Origin of the sequence: Lawsonibacter celer (assembly GCF_014281125.1) — a bacterium.
GTDB classification, from domain to species: Bacteria; Bacillota; Clostridia; order Oscillospirales; family Oscillospiraceae; genus Lawsonibacter_B; species Lawsonibacter_B celer.
Genome location: NZ_JACOEA010000008.1, coordinates 47,238 through 69,611 on the forward strand (window position 1 = coordinate 47,238; position 22,374 = coordinate 69,611).

Sequence of the window (22,374 nt, forward strand, 5' to 3'; positions counted from 1 at the left end):
TGCCCCTTCTGCGCGGCTCCGCACGCCTCCGCGCTTCTTATTTCCCCGTGGAGCCGAAGCCGCCTGCTCCCCGGGCGGTGGGGGGGAGCTCCTCCAGCTCGTGGACCGCGGCCTGGCCCACAGGCACCACCATCAGCTGGGCGATGCGGTCGCCGGGCTGGATGGTATAGGGCTCGTCGGACAGATTGATTAGCCCCACCTTCAGCTCCCCCCGGTAATCGCTGTCGATGACCCCCACGCCGTTGGACAGGGCAATGCCGTGCTTGATGCCCAGTCCGGAGCGGGCGAACACCAGGGCCACCCACCCCGCGTCGGGCAGGGCGATGGCCAGCCCCGTGGGAATGCTCACCAGCTGGCGGGGGGCGATGGTCACCGGCGCGTCCAGCAGGGCGGCCAGATCCATGGCCGCCGCGCCGGGGGTCTGATAGGCGGGCAGCTGCACCCGGGGATCCAGCCGCTTGACAAAGAGTTTCATATGCATTGTTTCCAGTCTCCTTCTGTTACATCCCGTTATTCCACGTCCCGGTAGTACAGCCCCCGGGTATACCCGTTGGGGCTCCAGCGCCCGCCCTCACGGTAGCGCCGGGCCACCTGGACGCACTCCCTGGGATTCTCAGTGGTAAACATCAGCCGCTGGGCCCACAGACCCACCCGGCGGTAGTCATCGTATTTATCCGCCAAAAAGAGCTTTTGAGAGTTGAACAGCTCATTGCGGCAGCCCGGGGCCGGGAGCACGGGGAAGCGTGCCCCCCTCCGGTCGGTGAGCACGTTGGGGTTGTCGCAGCCGCAATGGCCGGAGCGGTTTTTGATGATACAGTTCTCCATAATCATCAGGGGCAGGCGGCCGTAGGTGATGAGCTCGGTGTCCATGTTCTTGGACAGATCCCGCACCTGGGCCAGCTTGAGCTCAAAGGACAGGGTGGCGGAGATCAGGCCCAGCCGCCGCAGCTCCTTGAGGGTCTGGGCGTTATAGACCTCCAGCCCGAAATCCCCCCGCAGGGCGAAGCCCGCTCTGCGGGCCGCCTCCAGCAGGCCCAGGTTGCCCACCAGGGCCTCCCGCACCCCCAGGGCGCGGGCCTGCTCCAGCTGCCGGAGCAGCTGCTCCATCTCCCGGTCCCAGACCACCCGGGGCAGAACGGCGGCCACCGGCGTCCCGTTCGCCGTCTCCACCACCTCCGGGTGGGCGCACAATTCCTCCAGGGGCACATAGAGCAGGGCCGGCCGGGTCTCCAGCAGCTCAGGGGTGACCTGTTCGGCCCGGCGCACGGAGAGGGCCAGCTCCGGCTCCTCCCGGCGGTTTTCGTACCGGGCGCCGGCGTGGAAAGCCCCGGCGCGCCGGGCCGGTGGAAGGGAGCGCTGTTCGGTCAGCCGGTCCAGGGCCTCCCGCCGCAGGGCGTTAAGGGCTGCCAGGGGAAGGGAGAGTCCCTCCTCCACCAGTGCCCGCACCTTTTCACAGCGGTAGGGGGTGCCCCCGGTCCGGGAGAGCTGGGTTCCCACCGCCTCCTGGGTGAGGGGGCGGGTACGGGCCTCCTCCGGCACGGGACCGGCCACGGTGACCACCCGTCCCTGGGGATCCTCCACCCCCACCTGGGCGGACTCGCCCCTGCGAATCATGGCATAAAAGGTCACCGGCACCCGCTGGGCCTCGCCGCTCTGGTAGGTGTTCCGGGCCTGGGCAAAGAGCTCCCTGGGCTCCTTCCCCTCCTCCCGGACGCCGAACATCTCCGGCCCCTGCCGGTCCAGGTAATACCCCTGGGTAAAGCCCTGGCGTGAGAAGGCGGCTTCCAGCTGCGCCAGCTCCTCCGCCGTGGGCTCCCGTCCCTCCTTGATGGCACAGGCGTAAATGCGGGTGACCACAGCCACATACTCCGGCCGCTTCATCCGCCCCTCCAGCTTGACACAGGCCACCCCCATCCTCCGCAGCTCCCGCAGGTGTCCGGCCAGGGACAGGTCCTTGAGGGAGAGAGGATAGGCGTCCGCCTTGTCCATCCAGCCGTACTTCAGCCGGCAGGGCTGGGCGCACAGGCCCCGGTTGCCGCTGCGCCCGCCGATGACGGAGGAGAGGAAGCACTGTCCTGAATAGCACATGCACAGCGCCCCGTGGGCAAACACCTCGATCTCAATGGGGGAGCGCTGGCAGATATACTCGATCTGGTCCCGGCTCAGCTCCCGGGAGAGCACCGCCCGGGTCATCCCCAGGTCGGCGGCCAGCTTCACCCCGTCCAGATTGTGCAGGGTCATCTGGGTGGAGGCGTGCAGCGGCAGGTCGGGGGCCGCCTGGCGCACCATCCGCGCCACCCCCAGGTCCTGCACCAGCACCGCGTCCGCCCCGATCTCGCTGGCGTGTGCGGCCACCTGGGCCGCCGCGGGCAGCTCCCGGTCGGTGAGCAGGGTGTTCAGGGTGAGATAGGCCTTTGCCCCCCGCACATGGCAGTAAGAAACCGCCGCCGCAAATTCCTCCCGGGAGAAATTCTTTGCATTGCGGCGGGCGTTAAAATCTCCATATCCTAAGTAGACGGCGTCCGCGCCGTTCTCCACGGCCGCGGCCACCGCCTCCATTGACCCGGCAGGGGCCAGTAATTCCAGCATAATGACCTCCAGATATGAGTCCATCGGACGTTTGCACCTACCCGGCGGGGGCCCGGCTTTTGAGCTGCAAAAGCCGAAAAAACAACCAGGGGTTTCGCCAGTGTAAGGAAGCTTCGCTTCTTTTCATCGAAGTGTCCACCGGACACTCCGACCACCCGTTCCCTTCGCCGTGTTCAGGCCTGCGGCTCGAACAGCCTTGCCGCGCGGTTGCCCACGAGGCGCGCATCACCGGGATCTGCCAAGCCGGTTCACCTCCAGGGAAGGCGGCTGAGCCGCCGAAGGACCCGTCAGGGCCGCCCTGACAGGCGCGCTGGCCAATAGAAGTCAAGGGCCCAGATAAACGGATTTTTTCTTTGGAGTCCCGAACCGTCTCTTTTTGGAAAAAGGAATGGTCTGGGCCCCCAACGGGAGCCGCCAAGGGCTGCGCGGGAGCTCAAACCCCTCCGTCTCCCGGGGGACGGACTTCACTTCTTCTGATTCTGCAGTTTAAAAATCTCCCGCTTGGCCTCGGAGAGCTCCAGCTTGAGCTTTGTGGCCTCCTCCAGATACTCCTTGAGCTGGCGGCGCAGATTCTCGGACGCCTCCACTTCTTTAAAGTACTCGTCAGCCACATTCACCGCGCCCAGAACCGCGGCATCCACCAGAGAAACCCTGGCGCCGTCCAGCACCTCCTGGATCTTGGCGTCCACATGGCCCGCCACCTTTTCCACATAACCCTTATCCTCCGTGGCCACCAGAGTGTATTCCTGTCCGGCAATGGTGACTGTGACGCGGTTTTTCATGGAAAGCCCCTCCTGACAATACTATTTAGGACATTATAGCACAGATACGCCCTCGACAAAATAATTTATTATTAATTTTTTCAAAGATGACAGGAGCCGCCGCGTGTGATATGATAGAGCCGGTAAAAAAGCGCGAAAGGAGGCGTCCCATGACGGAGCGAATACTCATGCCCGGCGAAATTCTGTCCATGGCTGGCCCGGCGGTTGACCGCCTGCTCTCCGCCGGCAGTGGGGACGCCGCGCTGCTGTATCTGTGGCTGCTGCGCCAAGGGGGGCGCTTTGCGCCGGAGGGCGCGCGCCGGACCCTGAAATGGGACGCCGCCCGGCTGGAGGGGGCCCGCGCCGCGCTGGCCGGGCTGGGCCTGATGGACTCCGGCGCTCCCCAGGTCCCCGAGGCCGCCCCGCCGGTCGCGCCCGAGTCCCCGCCCGAATATACCGCAGCCGACATCTCCCGGGAGCTGGAGGATCAGGCCTCCTCCTTCCCCGGTCTGGTGGGGGAGGTCCAGCGGCGGCTGGGCAAGGTACTCTCCACCGCAGACCTGAAGAGCCTCTACACCATCTACGACTATCTGGCTCTGCCGGCGGAGGTGATCTGCCTGCTGGTCAGCTGGTGCGTGGAGGAATTTGAGCGCAAGTACGGCGAGGGCCGCAGGCCCCGCATGTCCCAGATCCAAAAGGAGGCTTTTGTGTGGCGGCGGCTGGGGGTGGACACGCCGGAGGCCGCCGACGCCCATCTGAAGCGCCAGGCCCTTTACCGCAGCCGGGAAGGGGAGATCCTCCGCCTGTTGGACCAGCGGCCCCGGCCCCTGGTGGAGAAGGAGCGGAAAAAGGTGGCCGCCTGGACTGACATGGGCTTTCCGGACGAGGCGCTGCGCCTGGCCTATGAAAAGACCGTGTATAAAAAGCAGGCCATGGACTGGGACTATATGAACGGAATTCTGACCGGCTGGCACAGGAAGAACCTGCACACACTGGCGGAGATCGAGGCCGGAGACCGCAGCTTTTCCCGCGGACCCAACAACCGCCGGGATGCGGTCGCTCCCCCCGCCGCCGGCGAGGCGGACCAGCGGGTGCGGGCCGACCTGGAGCGGATGCGGGAATTCATGCGCAGACAGCGCGAGTCGGAAGGAGGATGACCCATGGCCTATGAAGCAAGCGTCCTGCGCCGGGCCACCCGGCGGCTGGAGGGGGCGCGGGAGGAGCGTGCCCGGGCGCTGGAGGCCCGGCGGCGGGAGATCTACACCCGGCTGCCCCGGGTGGCGGAGATCGACCGGCAGCTGCGGGGCACCATTCTGGAGATTATTTCCGCCTCCCTTCGTCAGGGGAGCGACCCGGTGCCCGCCATCGGGGTCATTCGGGACAAGAACCTGGACCTTCAGGCCGAGCGCGTCCGCCTGCTGGAGGAAAACGGTTATCCGGCTGATGCTCTGGACGGGCGCCCGGCCTGTCCCAAATGCGGCGACACCGGCTGGGTGGGCGCCCGCATGTGCGACTGTCTGAAACAGCTGTGCACCCAGGAGCAGATCGCCCAGCTGTCCAGATTGCTCCCCCTGGGAGAGCAGTCCTTTGACACCTTCTCCCTGGACTACTACAGCCCTCTGCCCTGGCCGGGAGAGGCCCTGTCCCCCCGGGAAAACATGGAGTTTATCTATGAGGTGTGCCTGAACTATGCCCAGAAATTCGGGAAGTTCTACTTCCGCAATCTCTTCCTCACCGGCGCGCCCGGGCTGGGCAAGACCTTTCTGTCCGCCTGCATCGCCCGTTCCGTTTCGGAGAACGGCTTTTCCGTGGTATATGACACGGCGGTGAGCATCTTTACCCGGTTTGAGGAGCAGAAGTTTTCCCGGGACCGGCTGGATGCCGAGGAGGCCAGGGATGAGACCAGGCGTTACTTAAACTGCGACCTGCTGATCCTGGACGATTTGGGCAGCGAGCTGACCACGCCTTTTGTCCAGTCCGCGCTGTACACCCTGGTCAACGCCCGGCTGATGTCTGAACGGCGCACCGTGATCTCCTCCAACCTGTCCATGGACGAGGTGCGCCGCCGCTACACCCCCCAGACCGCCTCCCGGCTGGAGGGGGAATACCGGGTGCTTCCCTTCTACGGGGAGGACATCCGCCTGCTGCGCAAGCAGCGGCTGTAAAAAAAGCGGGGCGGCCCACGCCGCCCCGCCCGGATATCACCCAGCCTTAGTGATTGTTAACCGCTAATGGCTGTCTTTTGATTATTCAGGTCAATTTTGCATTTGTCTCCGCCAATGTTGTCCGTACTCAGCCCACCGCTGAACCCTATTCCAATACCCCCCGCACTCACGGAGAGGCTCGGAAACCCTATATTGACAACAGTATGTCCATATAGCGCGCCTACTTTTAAGTAATAGAAGTCCCTTGTAACTCCTGCATCCTTTTGGATTTGGACATGTCCAGAACCCCGTTTAGCATATGTTGAGACCTCAGGGGTTCCGCTGCCTACCCGGAAATCAAATTTTACAACATTGAATTCAATATTGTTTCTGTTGGGCTGTAATGTTTCTATCGCTGAAAAATACCCGTCATAGTCATAGTATTCAACATATCCTACCGTGAGGCTGCCTGCCGTCGAGTCCACCGGGAGGCCGTCGCTCCCCATTGCCTCCCACCTGATTGCAAACGAATCCTTATAGCATATGACAGGAGCGTGGTCCCATTCCCATTCATAGGACACTCTATACTCGCTCTTCCCCGCTGAATTTGGAACTATTGTACCGGTACATGTTCCCGCGATAGCCCGCAATTGAGCCTCGCTTAAATCCACTTGTCCTGTTGTCTCAATTTCCTTTAAAATGCTGATCTCGTCAGCAGTATAACCAAGCCCTCTCAGCTTATCCTGCGACAGCGATGCACGCTTTACCAGCTTGGTTTCCAATAAAGCGCCCTTTATTTCCATTATTTCTTCCTGTGAATGCCCTTGCCTTTCCAGTTTATTGATCGGACTGGCCTGGAGCGTCTGTATTAAATCATACTCATTAAATGAAACCGTACTCTTCTGTTCATCTGCCGATACTGCTCCCGCCGCAGGCATAATAACGGCAACGAGTATCGCACAGCTTAAAATACATTTGCGCTCACCCAAAGTTTCGTAAGATTACGCTTTTTGAATATATTTCGCGCGCCTTCTTTCTAAAGTGTTTTAAGTAGAAGTGACTACCAGGCTGATCACAAACGGCCCGATTGCCATTGCAATCAGGGCGATGATCGCGCCCCATTTCGCGCGGGTATAATTTTCGCCCTCCTTGATTTGTTTGATTGCCTCTAAAAGCGATGAAACCAACAAAATGGGCCACACCCATGATGTAAATAGCAAAATAAAAAACAAAACAGCGAAAAATATTTTCATAGGCTTCCTCTTCCGCTTGCTGCGGAGTATAGGCGTTTTGTTTTCATTTATCAGATTTCCTCATAGGACTAGTCTGTATGTCATTCGCTCAGCCCATGGGACTCACCTCCTCTCTTTGGTGGCCAGAGGGCATCTCTCAACCCCCTCGCACCCATTGTCAAAATAATATATTTTTTCGTTTTAATCAATTGTTTTTTGTTCGTTTTTCTGTTTATTTTTATAGCTTACCGTAATGCCTGCCTCAAACTATGCTCCCACCTCTGGTAGGCAATATTGGCAAAGGAGGGACTTCCATGGCACGCATATCGGCTCTCGACGGGGCGTGGGAATCCCTTTTTGACCGGCTGGGTCTGCTCTCCCGCATCCGGGAGGAGGGTGTGGTCCGCCTGACCGGCGCGGAACTGGGCGACGCGGCGGACCCCCGCCTGATGGGGGAGCTGGAGCGCTCCGGCCAGCTGCCCGCCCTGCTGCGACGAAGCGGGATGTCCCTTCTGCCTCTGGGGCCGGAGGAATGGGCCGTAGGCCTGCTGGATACCCACCGCTGTGTGAGCTGCGCCGACGCCCGCCCCCGGCCCGTACCGGAGACCGGCCTGGTCTCTCTGGAGCGGGACCGGCTTTACAGCACGGACACGCTGCTGCGTTTCTGCCTGTGCGGCGGGATTTTTGACGAGCTTCTGGGCGGCCGGGCCTATCCCACTGCCGCAGGCGCCATGCCCTCCGGGCGCTTCTCCTTCCGGGTGCGCAGCACCGCCGCTCCCGGCCAGGCCTATTCCCTCTGCGCGGACCGCGCCCCGTCAGGGATCGACTGTGTTCTGGAGAGCCGGGACGCCCTGTGCCTGTGCGCGGCGCGCGGCACAGCGGCGGAGGCGCTGCCCATCTGCCGGCTCTACTACCCCTACCGGACCTGGCGGGCGCGCACGGACAAGCCGGTCATCCCCGTGTTTCTGGTGCGGAGCGGCGACCTGCTGCACCTGTTCCGCTATGCCTTTCCCGACGAAGGCGATCTCAGCTCCCTCTCCCTGGTGTCCCACACGGCATACACCTTTGCAGATGAGAGCATCACCGTAGCCCATGTGCGGCAGCTCTGGCAAAGCACCCGTCCCGCGCCGGAGCCGGACCTGCCGTTTCCCCAGGCGGATACCTTTCCCCGGGTGATTGATCTGCTGGGCGCGCTCTGGGAGGGCCCCCTGGAGCGGGCCCAGATCCCCCTGCGCTGCGAGATTGACGCCCGGCAGGCCGACTACTATATTCACGCCGCCCAGTACCTGGGGCTGGCGGACTGCGTTGCGGGGGTGCCCGGCGCGCCCCTCTGCCTGACGGACGAAGGTAGGCGCATTCTGGGCCTGCCGTGGCGGGCACGCTGTCTTGCCCTCATCGCCTGCATTTTTCGTCGCCCCGTCTTTCACCGGGCCTTCGGCCGGGCGCTTCAGCTGGGGGACGCGCCCAACCGGGAGCTGGTCATCCGCCTGATGCTGGAGTGCGGCCTGCCCCTGAACGAGACCACGCTTGCCCGACGGGCCTCAACCGTCCGGGGCTGGGTAAGCTGGATCCTGGCCCAGTGCGGCGAGGGGGCTCAGCTGAGCCTGCTGTAACGAAAGAAAGCCGCCGGCTGTTTTCAGCCGGCGGCTTTCTATTGGGTGGAGGGAAGCACCCTTCCGGGGCATCGCTCCCGCGCGGGAGCGCAATCCCTCGTCCCCTGAGAAGAATTCCGAGTCCCTACTTCGCCAGCAGCGCCCGGTAGTAATCGGCGCACTCCACCCGGCCCACGGCAGAGAGGGAGGCGTTTTCAAAGCAGAACAGCTCCTCCGCCAGGGTACGCACGTCCTCCCGGGTGACCGCGTCGTAGGCTGCGATGATCTGGTCCGGATCCAGCAGGGCGCGGGCCATCAGCTCCCCCCGGGCCAGGCTGCTCATATGGGCCTGGGTGGACTCCAGACCCATGAGCACGTTGGCCTTGGACTGCTCCCTGGCCCGGTCCAGCTCCGCCTGGGTCACCCCGTGCTCGGCAAACTCCCTCACTACGGCCACCATGGTGTCCAGGGCCTGCCGCTCCGTCTCCCGGCCCAGGGCAGTGTAGACGCCGAAATAGCCCGCGTCGTCATGGCTGGCGCCGTAGGAGTAGATGGAGTAGCACAGCCCCCTCTGCTCCCGCACCTGCTGGAACAGGCGGGAGGAGGCCCCGCCCCCCAGGATGGTGGAGAGCAGCTGGAGGGTAAAGCGCCGGGGGTCTGAGAAGGACAGGCCGGGGAAGGCCAGGGTGATGTGGTTCTGCTCAATGGCCTTCTTTTTCACCGTCACGCCGGGGGTATACCGGGCCGGACGGAGGGGGCCGCTGCGCCCCGGCTCCAGGCCGCCGAAGCGCTCCATCAGGGCCGCCGTGTGGGCGTCGGTAAAGCTGCCCGCCAGGGCAATTACCATGCGCTCCGGGGTATAGTTGGCCTTCTGCCAGGCCCGCAGCCAGGCCCCGTCCATTTTTTCCAGGGTGGCCTGCCTGCCCAGGATGGGCCGGGCCAGAGGGGTGCCCTTGAACACCGTCCCGGCCAGGCGCTCGGCGCACAGGTCCTCCGGGTTGTCCTCGTACATGCCGATCTCCTCTAAAATGACGCCCCGTTCGGTCTCCACATCCGTCTGGTCAAACCTGGAGTGGAAGAACATGTCGCAGAGGATGTCCGCCGCCTGGGGCAGATGGGCGTCCAGCACCCGGGCGTAAAAGCAGGTACACTCTTTGGTGGTGAAGGCGTTGATCTGGCCCCCAACCGCGTCCATCTCCTCAGCCAGCTGGGCCGCGGTGCGGCGGCCGGTGCCCTTGAAGAGCATGTGCTCAATAAAATGGGCCGCGCCGTTTTCCCCCGCAGCCTCATGGCGGGAGCCGGCGCCCACCCAAACCCCCAGGGAGGCCGAGCGCACACCGGGCACCCGCTCTGTCAAAATCCGCACCCCGTTGGGGAGGGTAAATCGTTCATACATAAACGGTTACCTCGCTTTGTTTTTCTCTAGGATAACAGAAATTCCGCCCTTTGTCAGCAGGAAATCCGCGCCGGGAAAAGGTTGACGGCTCCAGGCGCGCCATGCTATCCTGAAAAAGGAATACAGCCGCCCCTGATTCTGTCTATGGAGGGATTGCCGTGAAAAAGCGGGCTCTGCACATCGCCATACCGCTCCTGCTGGCCGCCGTGCTCCCCTTTTCCATCTCCCCGGAGGGGCGGGCTGACTGGCTGGCGGCGGAGCGGGCCACCCGGCTCGCCCCGGAGGGAAGAGCGGAGATTTCCGCCGCCCTGGCGGACAGCCTCACCGACGGCAGCCTGGAGTTCCAGCTCTGGCAGGTGGAGGCGGAGGGGGCGGAGTACTGCCACGCTGTGGTGTGGCAGCGGGGGCTCGCCGGAAATTACCGGCCGGTGTACACCGCCTGGGTGCCCCAGACCCTTCTGGAGGAAGCCCCGCTCTCCTTCGGCTTCCGCAGCGGCCTTTACTGGTACGCCTGCCGGGCCAACCGGGCCCTGGAGCTGATGGAGCCGGTGAAAACCCTCCGCATCTCCCCATAAGAAAACCGCTCCGGACTGAAGTCCGGAGCGGTTTTTTCCAGTTATCCGGGGTGTTACAGGCGCGTCAGGTCGGCCGGGTCCCGGTTCACCGTCCGGCGGTATTGCACAGCCGGGTAGCCGATGGCCAGGGTGGACACCACTTCCTCCCCCTCCTGTATCCCCAGTCGGCGGTATAGCTCCGGCTCCAGCTCGGCCGCCATGGTGAAAAAGCCGATGTAGCAGGCGCCCAGGCCCAGCGCGTGGGCCATCAGTTCCATATTGGCGCTGGCCAGCCCCGCGTCCAGCCGGCCGCTGCCCGACCCAGGGTTGCGGGACACCACCATCAGCACGCAGGCCGCCCCGTAGAACAGTCCATCCTTCCGCCGCTCCTTCCAGGCCGGATACATGCCGCGCCATCTCTCCCGGTACCGCTTCAACCCGGGGAGCTCCTCCTCCCCGCCCGGCCGGCCGGCCACGTCATACAGGGTCTTCAGGGCCAGCTCCGTCAGTTCCTCCTTGTCCCGGTCCAGGAGAATGTACCGGTTCTTCTGCTGGTTGCCGCCTGTGGGTGAGTATCGGGCCGCCTCCAGCAGCAGCTCCAGCTTTTCCCGCTCCACCGGCTTGTCTTTGAACTGGCGCACGCTCCGCCGGAACTTCATGAAGTTCATCAGCTGCTCCGGCGGAATGTCAAACTGGGCCGGGTCGTAGGGGAGAATCTCCTCCTCCCGGCCGCCGGGCAGCCGAATGGCATCCGCCGGGCACACCGCCACGCAGTGGCCGCACCGGATGCAGACGCCCTGCTTTATCTGCGCCTTCCCATCCGCCACATAAAACAGCTCCCGCAGGCAGTCCCGGAGACACGCCCCGCAGCCCACACATCTGTCCTGCCGGATCTCCACGTTCATTTTTACCGTTCCCCCTTTTTGTCTGCCGGATGCGGCGCAGGACGTCCTGCGCGCCGCCCGTCTGCATAAAGAAGGCCGGAAGGGGATCCCCATCCGGCCTTAGGCTGTGTGTCTTTACTTCACGCTCTCGCCCGCGGCCTTCTTGGCCTCAATCTCCTTCAGGGCGTCCTTATAGGAGAGGTTCACGCGGCCCTTCTCGTCAATGTCGGTGACCTTGACCCAGATCATATCGCCGATGTTGACCACGTCCTCCACCTTCTCCACACGGCGGTTGGCCAGCTTGGAGATGTGGACCATGCCGTCCTTGCCGGGAGCCAGCTCCACAAAGGCGCCGAACTGCAGGATGCGGACCACCTTGCCGTAGTACAGCTGCCCCACCTCGGGGACAAAGACGATGGTCTCGATGGTCTTCTTGGCCGCGTCGCAGGAGGCCTTGTCGGTGCCCGCGATATAGATGGTGCCGTCGTCCTCGATGTCGATCTTGGCACCGGTGTCGGCGCAGATCTTCTGGATGACCTTGCCGCCGGAGCCGATGACCTCGCGGATCTTGTCCACGTCGATCTTCATCTTCACCATCTTGGGGGCGGTGTCGGCCACGTCGGGGCGGGGCTTGGAGATGCAGGGAAGCATGATCTCGTCCAGGATGGCATAGCGGGCGTCCTTGGTGATCTCCAGGGCCTCCTTGATGATCTCATGGCTCAGGCCGTCGTTCTTGATGTCCATCTGGATGGCGGTGATGCCGGCCTTGGTGCCGGCCACCTTGAAGTCCATCTCGCCGTGGAAATCCTCCACACCCTGGATGTCGATAAAGGTGGTGAAGGAGCCGTCGTCGTCCTGAATCAGGCCGCAGGAGATGCCGGCCACGGGGGCGGAGATGGGTACGCCGGCGTCCATCAGCGCCAGAGTGGAGCCGCAGATGGAGCCCTGGGAGGTGGAGCCGTTGGAGGAGAGCACCTCGCTCACCACACGGATGGCATAGGGGAAATCCTCCACAGAGGGGATGACAGGCTCCAGAGCCCGCTCGGCCAGGGCGCCGTGGCCCTTCTCCCGGCGGTTGGTGGAGCGGGCGGCACGGGCCTCGCCGACAGAATAGGAGGGGAAATTGTAGTGGTGCATGTACCGCTTCTCCTCCTCCTCCCAGATGGTATCCAGCTTCTGGGCGGCGGAGAGGGTGTTCAGGGTGCAGATGGACAGCACCTGGGTCTGGCCGCGGGTGAACAGGCCGGAGCCGTGGACACGGGGCAGCACGCCGACCTCGGCGGCCAGGGGCCGGATCTCGTTCTTGGCGCGGCCGTCCACCCGGTGGCCCTCCAGCAGCCAGGCCTTGACGATCTTCTTCTGGAACTTATAGGTGATCTCCTCCAGGTACTTGTCCATCTCGGGGTACTCCTCCAGGAAGAGCTCATGCCAGTGGTCGATGAGGGCGTTCCAGCGCACCTCGCGGACATTCTTGTCGTCGGTGTCCATGGCGGCCTTAGCCTCGTCCATAGTAGCGGCCACGATCTTGTCGAAGAGCTCCTGGTCAAAATCCGCGTGGTCGTAGGTCATCTTCTCCCGGCCGATCTCGGAGACAATCTGATTGATGAAAGCCACCTGGGCGCGGATCTCCTCATGGGCCTTGACGATGGCGTCATACATGATGTCGTCGGGCAGCTCCTTGGCGCCGGCCTCGATCATGATGACCTTCTTGTCCGTGGCGGCCACGGTCAGATCCAGCTTGGAGGCGTGCTTCTGCTCCTGGGTGGGATTCATCACAATCCGGCCGTCCACATAGCCCACCTCCAGGCAGCCGATGGGGCCGGCCCAGGGGATGTTGGAGTAGGCCAGGCAGGCGGACACGCCGATCATGGCGGTCACCTCGGGGGAGCAGTCGTAGTCCACGCTCATAACGGTGGCGGTGACCACCACGTCGTTGCGGAAATCATAGGGGAACAGGGGACGGATGGACCGGTCAATGACCCGGCTGGCCAGCACGGCGGGCAGAGAGGGCTGCCCCTCCCGGCGCATGAAGGAGCCGGGGATGCGGCCCACGGCGTAGAGCTTCTCCTCAAAGTCCACGCTCAGGGGGAAGAAGTCGATGCCGTCCCTGGGGCGGGCGGAGGCGGTGACGGCCACCAGCACGGTGGTCTCACCGTAGGTGACCATGGCGGAAGCGGTGGCCAGCTCCGCCACCTTGCCCACGTCGATGGTCAGGGGCCGTCCGGCCACCTGAGTCTTATAGACCTTGTGGTTTGCAAATTCCTTGTGCTTGATAATGGTTGACATGCGGGATATTCCTCCTTTTTTCTGGTGTTTCCCACACATCAGAGCATTTTGCTCTTTTAGCACTTGAAGCCGGGTCCGGCCGCTCCGGGCCCAGGTTCAACTGCTAAAAGCGTGCTCTGGCGGATGGGAAGAAGGGGCGGCACGGTGTCCGCGCCGCCCCTATCAACATACGATTACTTACGGATGCCCAGCTTGGCAATAATGGCGCGGTAACGCTCCACGTCCTTCTTGGCCAGGTAGTCCAGCATCTTGCGGCGCTTACCGACCATCTTCAGCAGACCGCGGCGGGAGTGGTTGTCCTGCTTGTGGACCTTCAGGTGCTCGGTCAGCTCCTTGATGCGGGCGGTCAGAATTGCGATCTGAACCTCGGGAGAGCCGGTGTCCGTGGCGTGGGTGCGGTTGGCCTCAATTACGGCCGTCTTTTCGTCCTTGCGAATCATGGGATGTTCCACCTTTCTGTTCATCTGCCCGCGGACTGCGTGACCGGCCGGTGTGAGCCGGGAAACGAGGTCCGGGGTAATTATGCTGCCTGTATATCCGCAGGCTGTGGTAGTTTATCACATTTTCCCCTCAATGTAAAGAATTTATTGCAATTTTCTGCTTTTCTTCAGGCGGGGAGGGGACAAAATCAGTTTACCCGAACAATATAGTCCTTTTTCCGGGGCGCAGGATCGGGGCGCTCGCCCGCCCGATAGCCCAGCAGGCAGTGGCCGATCCCCTCATAGTCGCCCTCAATCCCCCACTGCCTGAGCAGGGCCTTGCCCTGGTCGCTTTCAAATTCCTCTCTGGCCCGGTGGATCCAGCAGGAGCCCAGCCCCACCGCCTCGGCCGCATTCATCAGGTTGTCCATGACACAGCTGCCGTCATAGAGATAGGTGGGGCAGCTCCGGTCCGCCAGCACCACCACCACGGTAGGAGCGCCGTAAAAGGGGTCCGCCTCCGGATTGCCCAAAAGGGCGGCGTTCATTTTTTTCAGCTGCCCGATGACCTCTGCGTTCTGAATGGCCACGATCCGCGGAGACTGCTTTCCGCTCCCCGTGGGGGCATACATGCCGGCCTGCAGCACCTGCTCCAGCTCCTCCTCGGTAATCTGCTCCGGCCGGTAGGTCCGGCAGCTGCGGCGGTTTTTCAGGTCCTCAAGGGTTGTCTTCATAAGTATTTCCTCCTGTGCTGCTGTTTTGAATTTTACATGGATCTAGTATACCCGTTTTTTCCCATTGTGTAAATAGCCCCTTCGAAGGCAACCCTCCGCCCCCCAAAGCGGCCCAGAAAAAACGACCCCCGGACGACATGTGTTCGAGGGTCGTTCAGGTTTCCCTTACTTGTACAGCTCCACCAGCTTGGTCAGGTGCTCGTAGCGCTCCTTGGCGGCCAGGCCCAACGGGGCCATGGCGCCGTTGGGGACCCATTGATTTGATCTGCTCGGCGGAAGTGAATTCCGCCGGCATCAAGGTTTTGGGCTGATGGCCCAAAACACTTGGACGGCGCAGGGTGCCGCCCCATCTCTGATGGGGCCCCCGAAGAGGCCGCCAATAAGAAAGACCCCCGGGCTTTGCCCGGGGGTCTTGGCGGGAAATCTTACTTGTAGAGCTCCACCAACTTGGTCAGGTGCTCGTAGCGCTCCTTGGCGGCCTCTTCGTTGCGGGCAAAGAGGTCCTTGGCGCGCTCGGGGAAGGCGCGGGTCAGGGAGGAGTAACGGGCCTCGTTCATCAGGAACTCCTGATAGCCGCCCTTGGGCTCCTTGGAGTCCAGGGTGAAGGGGCTCTTACCCTCGGCCTTGGCGGCGGGGTTGTACCGGAACAGGTTCCAGTAGCCGCACTCCACAGCCTTTTTCATCTCGCTCTGGCAGTTGGACATGCCGCCCTTGATGGAGTGCATCTCGCAGGGGGCGTAGCCGATAACCAGGGAGGGGCCGTGATAGGCCTCAGCCTCGCGGATGGCGGCCAGGGTCTGGTTGGGGTTGGCGCCCATAGCCACCTGGGCTACGTAGACGTAGCCGTACTGCATGGCAATCTCCGCCAGGCTCTTCTTGGGTTGCACCTTGCCGGCGGCGGCAAACTGCGCCACCTGGCCGATGTTGGAGGACTTGGAGGCCTGGCCACCGGTGTTGGAGTAGACCTCGGTGTCGAACACGAAGACGTTGATGTCCTCGCCGGAGGCCAGCACGTGGTCCAGGCCGCCGTAGCCGATGTCATAGGCCCAGCCGTCGCCGCCGAAGATCCACACGGACTTCTTGTTCAGGTACTCCTTCTGATCCAGGATCGCCTTGGCCAGCTTGCAGGCTGCGCAGTCGCAGTAGGTCTCGCCGGCGGCCTTCAGCTCGGCCGCGTGGGCAGCAAACTTGGGCACCTGGGCCAGCTGGTCCACCGTGACGAGGCACGCCTCCAGCTCGGCAATATAGGCCTTGGCGGCCTCGCCGTTGGCCTCGCCGTCGTCCATGGTGTCCAGCCACTTCTGGGCGGCCGCCTTCAGGTCGGCGTCGCACCAGTCCACGGCGATGAGGGCGCGGGTCTTGTCGGCCAGGCTGTCCCGCAGGGCTTTCTGGCCCAGGTACAGGCCCAGGCCGTGCTCGGCGTTGTCCTCAAACAGGGAGTTGGCCCAGGCGGGACCCTTGCCCTGCTTATTGACGGTGTAGGGAGAGGTTGCGGCCGGCCCGCCCCAGATGGAGGAGCAGCCGGTGGCGTTGGAGATATACATGCGCTCGCCGCAGACCTGGGTGACCAGGCGGGCATAGGCGGTCTCGGCGCAGCCGGCGCAGGAGCCGGAGAACTCCAGCAGGGGCTGCTTGAACTGGCTGCCCTTAACGGTGGCGATGTCCTCCATGTCGGCCTTGGGGGCCACTTTGGCCACCATGTAGTCGAATACGCCCTGCTGCGCGGCCTGGGACTCCTGGGGCACCATGGTCAGAGCCTGCACCGGGCAGACGTTGGCGCACACGGAGCAGCCCATGCAGTCCAACGGGGATACGGCGATGGCAAATTGGTACACGCCCTTGCCCTTGCCGGCCTTGACCGGCACGATCTTGGCGCCGGCGGGGGCGGCCTTGGCCTCCTCCTCACTCAGAGCAAAGGGCCGGATGGTGGCGTGGGGGCAGACATAGGAGCACTGGTTGCACTGGATGCACTTGTTCTGGTCCCACTCGGGCACGGACACGGCCACGCCGCGCTTCTCGTAGGCGGAGGCGCCCTGCTCAAAGGTGCCGTCGGCGTGAGGCACAAAGGCGGAGACGGGCAGGCTGTCGCCGTCCATCTTGTCGATGGGCACCAGCAGCTCCTCCACCATCTTCACGGTGGCAGGACGGCCCTCCATGTCGCTGCCCTTGGCTGCGTCCTGGGCGTCCTTCCAGGAGGCGGGCACGTTGAACTTCTTGAACGCAGTGGCGCCCAAGTCAATGGCCTTGTGGTTCATGTCCACCACATCCTGACCCTTCTTGAGGTAGGAGTGGGTGGCGGCGTCCTTCATGTAGCCGATGGCCTCGCTCTCGGGCATGACCTTGGCCAAGGCGAAGAAGGCGGACTGGAGGATGGTGTTGGTGCGCTTGCCCATGCCGATCTCAATGGCCAGGTCGATGGCGTTAATGGTGTAGACATTGATGTTGTGCTCGGCAATGTAGCGCTTGGCTTCGGCAGGCATGTGCTTATCCAGTTCCTCGTCGGACCACTGGCAGTTGATGAGGAAGGTGCCGCCGTCCTTTACATCGCGCACCATGGGGAAGCCCTTGATGATGTAGGCGGGCACATGGCAGGCCACAAAATCGGCCTTGTTGATGTAATAGGGGGCGCGGATGGGCTCATCCCCGAAGCGCAGGTGGCTGATGGTCACGCCGCCGGTCTTCTTGGAGTCGTACTGGAAGTAGGCCTGCACATACTTGTCCGTGTGGTCGCCGATGATCTTGATGGAGTTCTTGTTGGCGCCCACGGTGCCGTCGCCGCCCAGGCCCCAGAATTTGACCTCAATGGTGCCGGGGGCCGCGGTGTTGGGGGCCTTGTGCTCGGGCAGGGAGGTGCCGGTCACGTCGTCCACGATGCCGATGGTGAACTGGCGCTTGGGCGCGGCCTTACTCAGCTCCTCATACACGGCGAACACGCTGCGGGGCGGGGTATCCTTGCTGCCCAGGCCATAGCGGCCGCCGATGATGGTGGCCTGACGGCCCGCGTTTGCAAAGGCGGTGACCACGTCCAGGTACAGGGGATCGCCCTGGGCGCCGGGCTCCTTGGTGCGGTCCAGCACGGCAATGTGCTTGGCGGTGTCAGGGATGGCGGCGAGCAGCTTGTCCGGGCAGAAGGGGCGGTACAGGCGAACCTTCACCAGACCCACCTTCTCGCCGTGGGCATTCAGGTAGTCGATGACCTCCTCGGTCACGTCGCAGATGGAGCCCATGGCCACGATGACCCGGTCTGCGTCAGGCGCACCGTAATAGTTGAACAGCTGATAGTCGGTGCCCAGCTTGGCGTTGACCTTGTCCATGTACTTCTCCACAATGGCGGGCACGGCCTCGTAGTACTTGTTGGACGCCTCCCGGTGCTGGAAGAACACGTCGCCGTTCTCATGGGAGCCGCGCATCACCGGGCGCTCCGGGTTCAGGGCGCGGGCGCGGAAGGCGTTGACCGCGTCCATGTCCACCATGTCCTTCAGATCGTCGTAATCCCAAATGGCGATCTTCTGGATCTCGTGAGAGGTGCGGAAGCCGTCAAAGAAGTTCAGGAAGGGCACGCGGCCCTCGATGGCGGCCAGGTGGGCCACGGCGCCCAGGTCCATGACCTCCTGCACGTTGCCCTCGGCCAGCATAGCAAAGCCGGTCTGGCGGCAGGCCATCACGTCGGAGTGGTCGCCGAAGATGTTCAGGGCGTGGGTGGCCACGGTGCGGGCGGAAACGTGGAACACGGCGGGCAGCAGCTCGCCGGCCAGCTTGTACATATTCGGGATCATCAGCAGCAGACCCTGAGAGGCGGTATAGGTGGTGGTCAAAGCACCGGCAGCCAGGCTGCCGTGCACGGTGCCGGCGGCGCCGGCCTCGGACTGCATCTCAATGACCTTCACGGTGGTGCCGAAGATGTTCTTCCGGCCCTGCGCAGACCACTGGTCCACATAGTCCGCCATGGGGCTGGACGGCGTAATCGGATAGATGCCGGCAACCTCAGTAAAGGCGTAGGACACGTGGGCCGCAGCTGTATTACCATCCATGGTTTTAAGCTTTCTAGCCATTAAAATGATTCCTCCTTACGTTTTCCTGGCGCCCGGAACAATGGAAATCCGGCCCCGTCCCCCCACAGGCCAGGTCTGATTTCCATTGTCCCAAGCAAGATCCCCCGGAGGATACATCCCCCGAGGCTGATTTATTCTATCACCTTCACCCTGTTTTGTAAATCAAATCTTCCTTCCAACTAACTTTTTTACACTTTTACTGGAAAACCAATGGGTTTTCTGACCACTTGCCACAAATTTATCCGAGTTACCGCTCTTTTTCTCTTTGCGGCTCATCATGCCAAACCGCTCCGGCAAGCCCAGTCGGCCGCCGGCTCCAGCCCGCTTTCCCAGCGCCGCAAATTGCGCAGACACTTGTGAAGCCGGGCAAAGCATGGTAAACTAAGGGAAAAGGCCGCTTAAAACAAAGGTGGGATTGCCATGTTCTGCAAAGTACGCTCTCTGGGACTGCACGGGGTCACCGGGTATGAGGTGACTGCCGAATGCGACCTGTCCGGCGGCCTGCCCGCCTTTGACATTGTGGGCCTGCCCGACGCGGCGGTGCGGGAGGCCCGGGAGCGGGTGCGCGCCGCCATCAAAAACTGCGGCTTTTCCTTTCCAGTGTCCCGCATCACGGTGAATCTGGCCCCGGCGGACCGCCGCAAGGCGGGCACCGTGTATGACCTGCCCATTCTGGCCGGCATTCTCACCGCGGGCGGGCAGCTCAGGGACGCGGGGGAAAAGAGCGCCTTTGTGGGAGAGCTCTCCCTGGGCGGCGAGGTGCGGCCGGTGGTTGGTATGCTGCCCATGGCTCTGGCCGCCCGCCGCGCTGGCATTGAGTCACTGTACGTACCCGCCGGCTCCGCCGCCGAGGCCACTCTGGCCGGTGGGCTGACGGTTTACCCGGTGGAGCATGTCCGGCAGCTGGTGGCCCATCTGCAGGGGGAGGCCCTTATCGCCCCCGCCCCGGCCTGGCGGCCCGCGCCGGAGGACTTTCTCTGTCCCGACTTCTCCGAGGTCAAGGGCCAGGATACCGCCAAGCGGGCCCTGGAGATCGCCGCCGCGGGCGGGCACAATCTGGCCATGGTGGGCCCACCCGGCTCCGGCAAGTCCATGCTGGCCCGCCGTCTGCCCTCCATCCTGCCGGACATGACCCGGCGGGAGGCCCTGGAGGCCACCGAGGTGCACTCGGTCATGGGACTGACCGACCAGAGCCGCCCCCTTCTGGTCCAGCGGCCCTTCCGCTCCCCCCACCACAGCATTTCGGCCACCGGCCTGGCCGGGGGCGGCAACCCGCTGCCCCGTCCGGGCGAGATTTCCCTGGCCCACAACGGGGTGCTCTTTCTGGACGAGCTGCCCGAGTTCCACAAGGACGCCCTGGAGGCCCTACGCCAGCCCATGGAGGAGGGTCAGGTGGCCATCACCCGCTCCGCCGGGTCGGAGCGCTTTCCCGCCCGCTTTATGCTGGTGTGCGCCATGAACCCCTGCAAGTGCGGCTGGTACGGCCACCCCGACCACCGCTGCCGGTGCAGCCCGGCGGAGGTAAAAAACTATCTGGGAAAGCTGTCCGGCCCGCTGCTGGACCGCATCGACCTCTACGTCGATGTGCCCGCCCTGGACTTTGAGGAGCTCTCCCGCAGGCCCCAGGCCGAGACCTCCGGGGAGATCAAGGCCCGGGTGAACGCCGCCCGGCAGGTCCAGTCCGGCCGCTTCGGCCCGGCCGGCCCGGACTGCAACGCCCACATGGGCCCCAGAGAGCTGGAGCGCTTCTGCGCCCTGGACGCGGACTGCCAGACCGTGATGAAGGGGGCCTTTGCCCGCATGGGGCTCACCGCCCGCAGCTATGACCGGATTCTCCGTGTGGCCCGCACCATCGCCGACCTGGACGGGGCCGAACAGATCCAGGTGCCTCACTTGGCCGAGGCCCTCCAGTACCGGGAGAGCGATTATCTGCGGCAATAGGCCGGCGCGGCCTTAATGATATGGAAGCGAGGTTTTTGTAATGGAATTTCGTAAAATGCGGCGGGACGGGCAGGCACTGACCCCGGCCCAATGCCGGGCCGTCCTGGCCCGGGGCACCTCCGGCGTGCTGGCCGTGGCCGGCGACGGAGGCTACCCCTACGCGGTGCCCTTGAGCTATGCGTGGCAGGAGGACCGGCTTGTGTTTCACTGCGCCAAGGCCGGGCACAAGCTGGACGCCATTATCCAGGAGCCCAAAGCCTCCTTCTGCGTCATTGACCAGGACCAGGTCGTGCCCGAGGAATATACCACTTATTTCCGCAGTGTTATCGTGTTCGGCCGGGTCCGCGTGGTGGAGGACGAGTCGCAGCTGCGCGCCGCCGCCGCGCTTCTGGGGCGCAAATACGCCCCGGAGCACACGTCGGAGCAGCTGGAGCAGGCCATTACCCAGAGCCTGCCCCGGCTGTGCGTGCTGGAGCTGATTCCCGACTGCATCAGCGGGAAGGAGGCCGTTGAACTTTCCCGCGCTGGACAGGGGCCGGCTAATCCGGTATAATGCCATGGAACTGTAAGGAAAGAAAGGTGTCCCTAACTATGAATGAGATCATTCTGCTCAAGCTGGGCGAGCTGGTGCTCAAGGGCCTCAACCGCCGCAGCTTTGAGGATAAGCTGATCGGCAACGCCCGACGCCGCCTGAAACCCTTCGGGGCGTTCCGGGTGTACACCAAGCAGTCCACCCTCTATGTGGAACCCAAGGAGGACTCCTGCGACATGGACGGGGCGTGGGAGGCCATGAAGCGCCTGTTCGGCGTGGTGGGCCTGTCCCGGGCCCGCGCCTGTGAAAAGGACAAGGACGCCCTGCTGGAGACTGCCAGAATTTACCTGGATGACAGGCTGCGCACGGCGAAAACCTTTAAGGTGGAGTCCAAGCGGGCGGACAAGTCCTTCCCCATGACCTCCATTCAACTCTCCCAGTACGTGGGCGGCGAGCTGCACGAGGCCTATCCCAATCTGACCGTGGACGTGCACCATCCGGAGCTGACGGTGTATCTTGAAGTGCGGGACTACGCCGCCTATGTCCACGCCGATCCGGAGCCCGGCGCGGGCGGCCTGCCCGTGGGCATCGGCGGGCGGGCGGTGAGTCTGCTCTCCGGGGGCATCGACTCCCCGGTGGCCTCCTGGATGATCGCCAAGCGAGGCATTGCCTTGGAAATGGTGCACTTTTTCTCCTACCCCTACACCTCGGAGGAGGCCAAGCACAAGGTGCTGGATCTGGCCAGGCTCCTCACCCCCTGGTGCGGCAACCTGATCGTCCACGTGGTGCCCTTCACCGCCATCCAGGAGGAGCTGCGCCGCAAATGCCCGGAGGAGCTGTTCACCGTGCTTATGCGCCGGTTCATGATGCGCATCGCGGAAAAGGTGGCCCAGCGCATCGGCGCCGGGGCCATCGTCACCGGCGAGTGCCTGGGCCAGGTGGCCAGCCAGACCATGGAGGCCATGCGGGCCACCAGTGCTGTGACCACCCTGCCCATTCTGCGCCCCGTGGTGGGTATGGATAAGGAGGAGATCGTGCGTATCGCCCGCAAGATCAACACCTTTGAGACCTCCATCCTCCCTTATGAGGACTGCTGCACCGTCTTTACCCCCCGCCACCCCCGGCTGCGCCCCGTCCTGGGAGAGCTGGAGGCCGCCGAGGCCGCCCTGGATGTGGAGGGCCTGGTCCAGGCCGCGGTGGAGGGCATCGAGCGGATCCGGGTGTAATCTGCAGTTGCGCCCCCTGCGGGAACCGAACC

Annotated in this window: 18 protein-coding genes; 7 read left to right on the forward strand and 11 right to left on the reverse strand. The window is 63.5% G+C overall.

The features are described 5' to 3' along the window. Nucleotides 1–37: 37 nt before the first annotated feature. The 3 genes from dut to H9Q75_RS11650 all read right to left on the reverse strand — a co-directional run bounded on the left by dut (nt 38) and on the right by H9Q75_RS11650 (nt 3,371). Nucleotides 38–475 carry a dUTP diphosphatase gene (dut, locus tag H9Q75_RS11640; RefSeq protein WP_186567371.1) on the reverse strand — a complete coding sequence of 146 codons (438 nt, stop codon included), beginning with the start codon at nt 473–475 and terminating at the stop codon, nt 38–40. Between the two features lie 35 nt (nt 476–510). After that, nucleotides 511–2,613 carry a U32 family peptidase gene (locus H9Q75_RS11645; protein WP_243200816.1) on the reverse strand — a complete coding sequence of 701 codons (2,103 nt, stop codon included), beginning with the start codon at nt 2,611–2,613 and terminating at the stop codon, nt 511–513. 440 nt (nt 2,614–3,053) lie between these two features. After that, nucleotides 3,054–3,371 carry a cell division protein ZapA gene (locus H9Q75_RS11650; RefSeq protein WP_186567307.1) on the reverse strand — a complete coding sequence of 106 codons (318 nt, stop codon included), beginning with the start codon at nt 3,369–3,371 and terminating at the stop codon, nt 3,054–3,056. Between the two features lie 149 nt (nt 3,372–3,520). Between H9Q75_RS11650 and H9Q75_RS11655 the strand changes: the two genes are divergently transcribed. Together H9Q75_RS11655 and H9Q75_RS11660 are read left to right on the forward strand one after the other, a co-directional pair. Beyond that, nucleotides 3,521–4,507, forward strand: coding sequence for a DnaD domain protein (locus tag H9Q75_RS11655; protein WP_186567309.1), 987 nt, complete (start codon nt 3,521–3,523; stop codon nt 4,505–4,507). 3 nt (nt 4,508–4,510) lie between these two features. Beyond that, nucleotides 4,511–5,515, forward strand: a complete 1,005-nt coding sequence (locus tag H9Q75_RS11660) for an ATP-binding protein (RefSeq protein ID WP_186567311.1) — start codon at nt 4,511–4,513, stop codon at nt 5,513–5,515. A 56-nt stretch (nt 5,516–5,571) separates the two neighbouring features. Here the strand turns inward: H9Q75_RS11660 and H9Q75_RS11665 are convergent, their stop codons facing one another. Together H9Q75_RS11665 and H9Q75_RS11670 are read right to left on the reverse strand one after the other, a co-directional pair. Then, on the reverse strand, nt 5,572–6,483 hold the full coding sequence (locus tag H9Q75_RS11665) for a hypothetical protein (protein WP_186567313.1): 912 nt from the start codon (nt 6,481–6,483) through the stop codon (nt 5,572–5,574). 57 nt (nt 6,484–6,540) lie between these two features. After that, nucleotides 6,541–6,747 carry a hypothetical protein gene (locus H9Q75_RS11670; protein ID WP_186567315.1) on the reverse strand — a complete coding sequence of 69 codons (207 nt, stop codon included), beginning with the start codon at nt 6,745–6,747 and terminating at the stop codon, nt 6,541–6,543. 293 nt (nt 6,748–7,040) lie between these two features. Here H9Q75_RS11670 and H9Q75_RS11675 point away from each other — a divergent pair, with 293 nt between their 5' ends. Beyond that, nucleotides 7,041–8,339, forward strand: coding sequence for a type II restriction enzyme (locus H9Q75_RS11675; protein WP_186567317.1), 1,299 nt, complete (start codon nt 7,041–7,043; stop codon nt 8,337–8,339). Nucleotides 8,340–8,463: 124 nt separating this feature from the next. On the opposite strand, the gene H9Q75_RS11680 is transcribed toward H9Q75_RS11675, so the two are convergent. Beyond that, nucleotides 8,464–9,714 carry a M16 family metallopeptidase gene (locus H9Q75_RS11680; RefSeq protein ID WP_186567319.1) on the reverse strand — a complete coding sequence of 417 codons (1,251 nt, stop codon included), beginning with the start codon at nt 9,712–9,714 and terminating at the stop codon, nt 8,464–8,466. Nucleotides 9,715–9,872: 158 nt separating this feature from the next. On the opposite strand from H9Q75_RS11680, the gene H9Q75_RS11685 reads away from it, so the two are divergent. Further along, a complete protein-coding gene (locus H9Q75_RS11685) occupies nt 9,873–10,289 on the forward strand; it encodes a hypothetical protein (protein WP_186567321.1) in 417 nt (138 codons plus the stop codon). A 53-nt stretch (nt 10,290–10,342) separates the two neighbouring features. On the opposite strand, the gene H9Q75_RS11690 is transcribed toward H9Q75_RS11685, so the two are convergent. The 5 genes from H9Q75_RS11690 to nifJ all read right to left on the reverse strand — a co-directional run bounded on the left by H9Q75_RS11690 (nt 10,343) and on the right by nifJ (nt 18,643). After that, the gene (locus tag H9Q75_RS11690) at nt 10,343–11,173 is read right to left on the reverse strand and encodes a nitroreductase family protein (protein WP_186567323.1); all 831 of its coding nucleotides are present in this window, start codon (nt 11,171–11,173) and stop codon (nt 10,343–10,345) included. Between the two features lie 114 nt (nt 11,174–11,287). Then, the gene (locus H9Q75_RS11695) at nt 11,288–13,438 is read right to left on the reverse strand and encodes a polyribonucleotide nucleotidyltransferase (RefSeq protein ID WP_186567324.1); all 2,151 of its coding nucleotides are present in this window, start codon (nt 13,436–13,438) and stop codon (nt 11,288–11,290) included. A 173-nt stretch (nt 13,439–13,611) separates the two neighbouring features. Next, the gene (rpsO, locus tag H9Q75_RS11700; protein WP_186567326.1) at nt 13,612–13,878 is read right to left on the reverse strand and encodes a 30S ribosomal protein S15; all 267 of its coding nucleotides are present in this window, start codon (nt 13,876–13,878) and stop codon (nt 13,612–13,614) included. Between the two features lie 188 nt (nt 13,879–14,066). Continuing rightward, nucleotides 14,067–14,591: a nitroreductase gene (locus tag H9Q75_RS11705; protein WP_186567328.1), complete on the reverse strand. Its 525-nt coding sequence runs from the start codon at nt 14,589–14,591 to the stop codon at nt 14,067–14,069. Nucleotides 14,592–15,016: 425 nt separating this feature from the next. Beyond that, complete coding sequence (nifJ, locus tag H9Q75_RS11710; protein WP_186567330.1) at nt 15,017–18,643, reverse strand: pyruvate:ferredoxin (flavodoxin) oxidoreductase; 3,627 nt, start codon at nt 18,641–18,643, stop codon at nt 15,017–15,019. Nucleotides 18,644–19,063: 420 nt separating this feature from the next. Between nifJ and H9Q75_RS11715 the strand changes: the two genes are divergently transcribed. Genes H9Q75_RS11715 through thiI form a run of 3 tightly spaced genes read left to right on the forward strand, consistent with a single transcriptional unit; the run spans nt 19,064 to nt 22,342 of the window. After that, the gene (locus tag H9Q75_RS11715; protein WP_186567332.1) at nt 19,064–20,584 is read left to right on the forward strand and encodes a YifB family Mg chelatase-like AAA ATPase; all 1,521 of its coding nucleotides are present in this window, start codon (nt 19,064–19,066) and stop codon (nt 20,582–20,584) included. A gap of 40 nt (nt 20,585–20,624) precedes the next feature. After that, nucleotides 20,625–21,137, forward strand: a complete 513-nt coding sequence (locus H9Q75_RS11720; RefSeq protein WP_186567334.1) for a pyridoxamine 5'-phosphate oxidase family protein — start codon at nt 20,625–20,627, stop codon at nt 21,135–21,137. 38 nt (nt 21,138–21,175) lie between these two features. Then, nucleotides 21,176–22,342, forward strand: coding sequence for a tRNA uracil 4-sulfurtransferase ThiI (gene thiI / locus H9Q75_RS11725; RefSeq protein ID WP_186567336.1), 1,167 nt, complete (start codon nt 21,176–21,178; stop codon nt 22,340–22,342). Nucleotides 22,343–22,374: the final 32 nt, after the last annotated feature.

What these genes read in the sequence shown, in the direction of transcription:
- H9Q75_RS11645 (WP_243200816.1), bottom strand. Translation starts at nt 2,613, where the DNA reads ATGGACTCATATCTGGAGGTCATTATGCTGGAATTACTGGCCCCTGCC.
- H9Q75_RS11655 (WP_186567309.1), top strand. Translation starts at nt 3,521, where the DNA reads ATGACGGAGCGAATACTCATGCCCGGCGAAATTCTGTCCATGGCTGGC.
- H9Q75_RS11670 (WP_186567315.1), bottom strand. Translation starts at nt 6,747, where the DNA reads ATGAAAATATTTTTCGCTGTTTTGTTTTTTATTTTGCTATTTACATCA.
- H9Q75_RS11690 (WP_186567323.1), bottom strand. Translation starts at nt 11,173, where the DNA reads ATGAACGTGGAGATCCGGCAGGACAGATGTGTGGGCTGCGGGGCGTGT.
- H9Q75_RS11720 (WP_186567334.1), top strand. Translation starts at nt 20,625, where the DNA reads ATGGAATTTCGTAAAATGCGGCGGGACGGGCAGGCACTGACCCCGGCC.
- H9Q75_RS11660 (WP_186567311.1), top strand. Translation starts at nt 4,511, where the DNA reads ATGGCCTATGAAGCAAGCGTCCTGCGCCGGGCCACCCGGCGGCTGGAG.
- H9Q75_RS11715 (WP_186567332.1), top strand. Translation starts at nt 19,064, where the DNA reads ATGTTCTGCAAAGTACGCTCTCTGGGACTGCACGGGGTCACCGGGTAT.
- nifJ (WP_186567330.1), bottom strand. Translation starts at nt 18,643, where the DNA reads ATGGCTAGAAAGCTTAAAACCATGGATGGTAATACAGCTGCGGCCCAC.
- rpsO (WP_186567326.1), bottom strand. Translation starts at nt 13,878, where the DNA reads ATGATTCGCAAGGACGAAAAGACGGCCGTAATTGAGGCCAACCGCACC.
- H9Q75_RS11650 (WP_186567307.1), bottom strand. Translation starts at nt 3,371, where the DNA reads ATGAAAAACCGCGTCACAGTCACCATTGCCGGACAGGAATACACTCTG.
- H9Q75_RS11695 (WP_186567324.1), bottom strand. Translation starts at nt 13,438, where the DNA reads ATGTCAACCATTATCAAGCACAAGGAATTTGCAAACCACAAGGTCTAT.
- dut (WP_186567371.1), bottom strand. Translation starts at nt 475, where the DNA reads ATGAAACTCTTTGTCAAGCGGCTGGATCCCCGGGTGCAGCTGCCCGCC.
- H9Q75_RS11680 (WP_186567319.1), bottom strand. Translation starts at nt 9,714, where the DNA reads ATGTATGAACGATTTACCCTCCCCAACGGGGTGCGGATTTTGACAGAG.
- thiI (WP_186567336.1), top strand. Translation starts at nt 21,176, where the DNA reads ATGAATGAGATCATTCTGCTCAAGCTGGGCGAGCTGGTGCTCAAGGGC.
- H9Q75_RS11705 (WP_186567328.1), bottom strand. Translation starts at nt 14,591, where the DNA reads ATGAAGACAACCCTTGAGGACCTGAAAAACCGCCGCAGCTGCCGGACC.
- H9Q75_RS11675 (WP_186567317.1), top strand. Translation starts at nt 7,041, where the DNA reads ATGGCACGCATATCGGCTCTCGACGGGGCGTGGGAATCCCTTTTTGAC.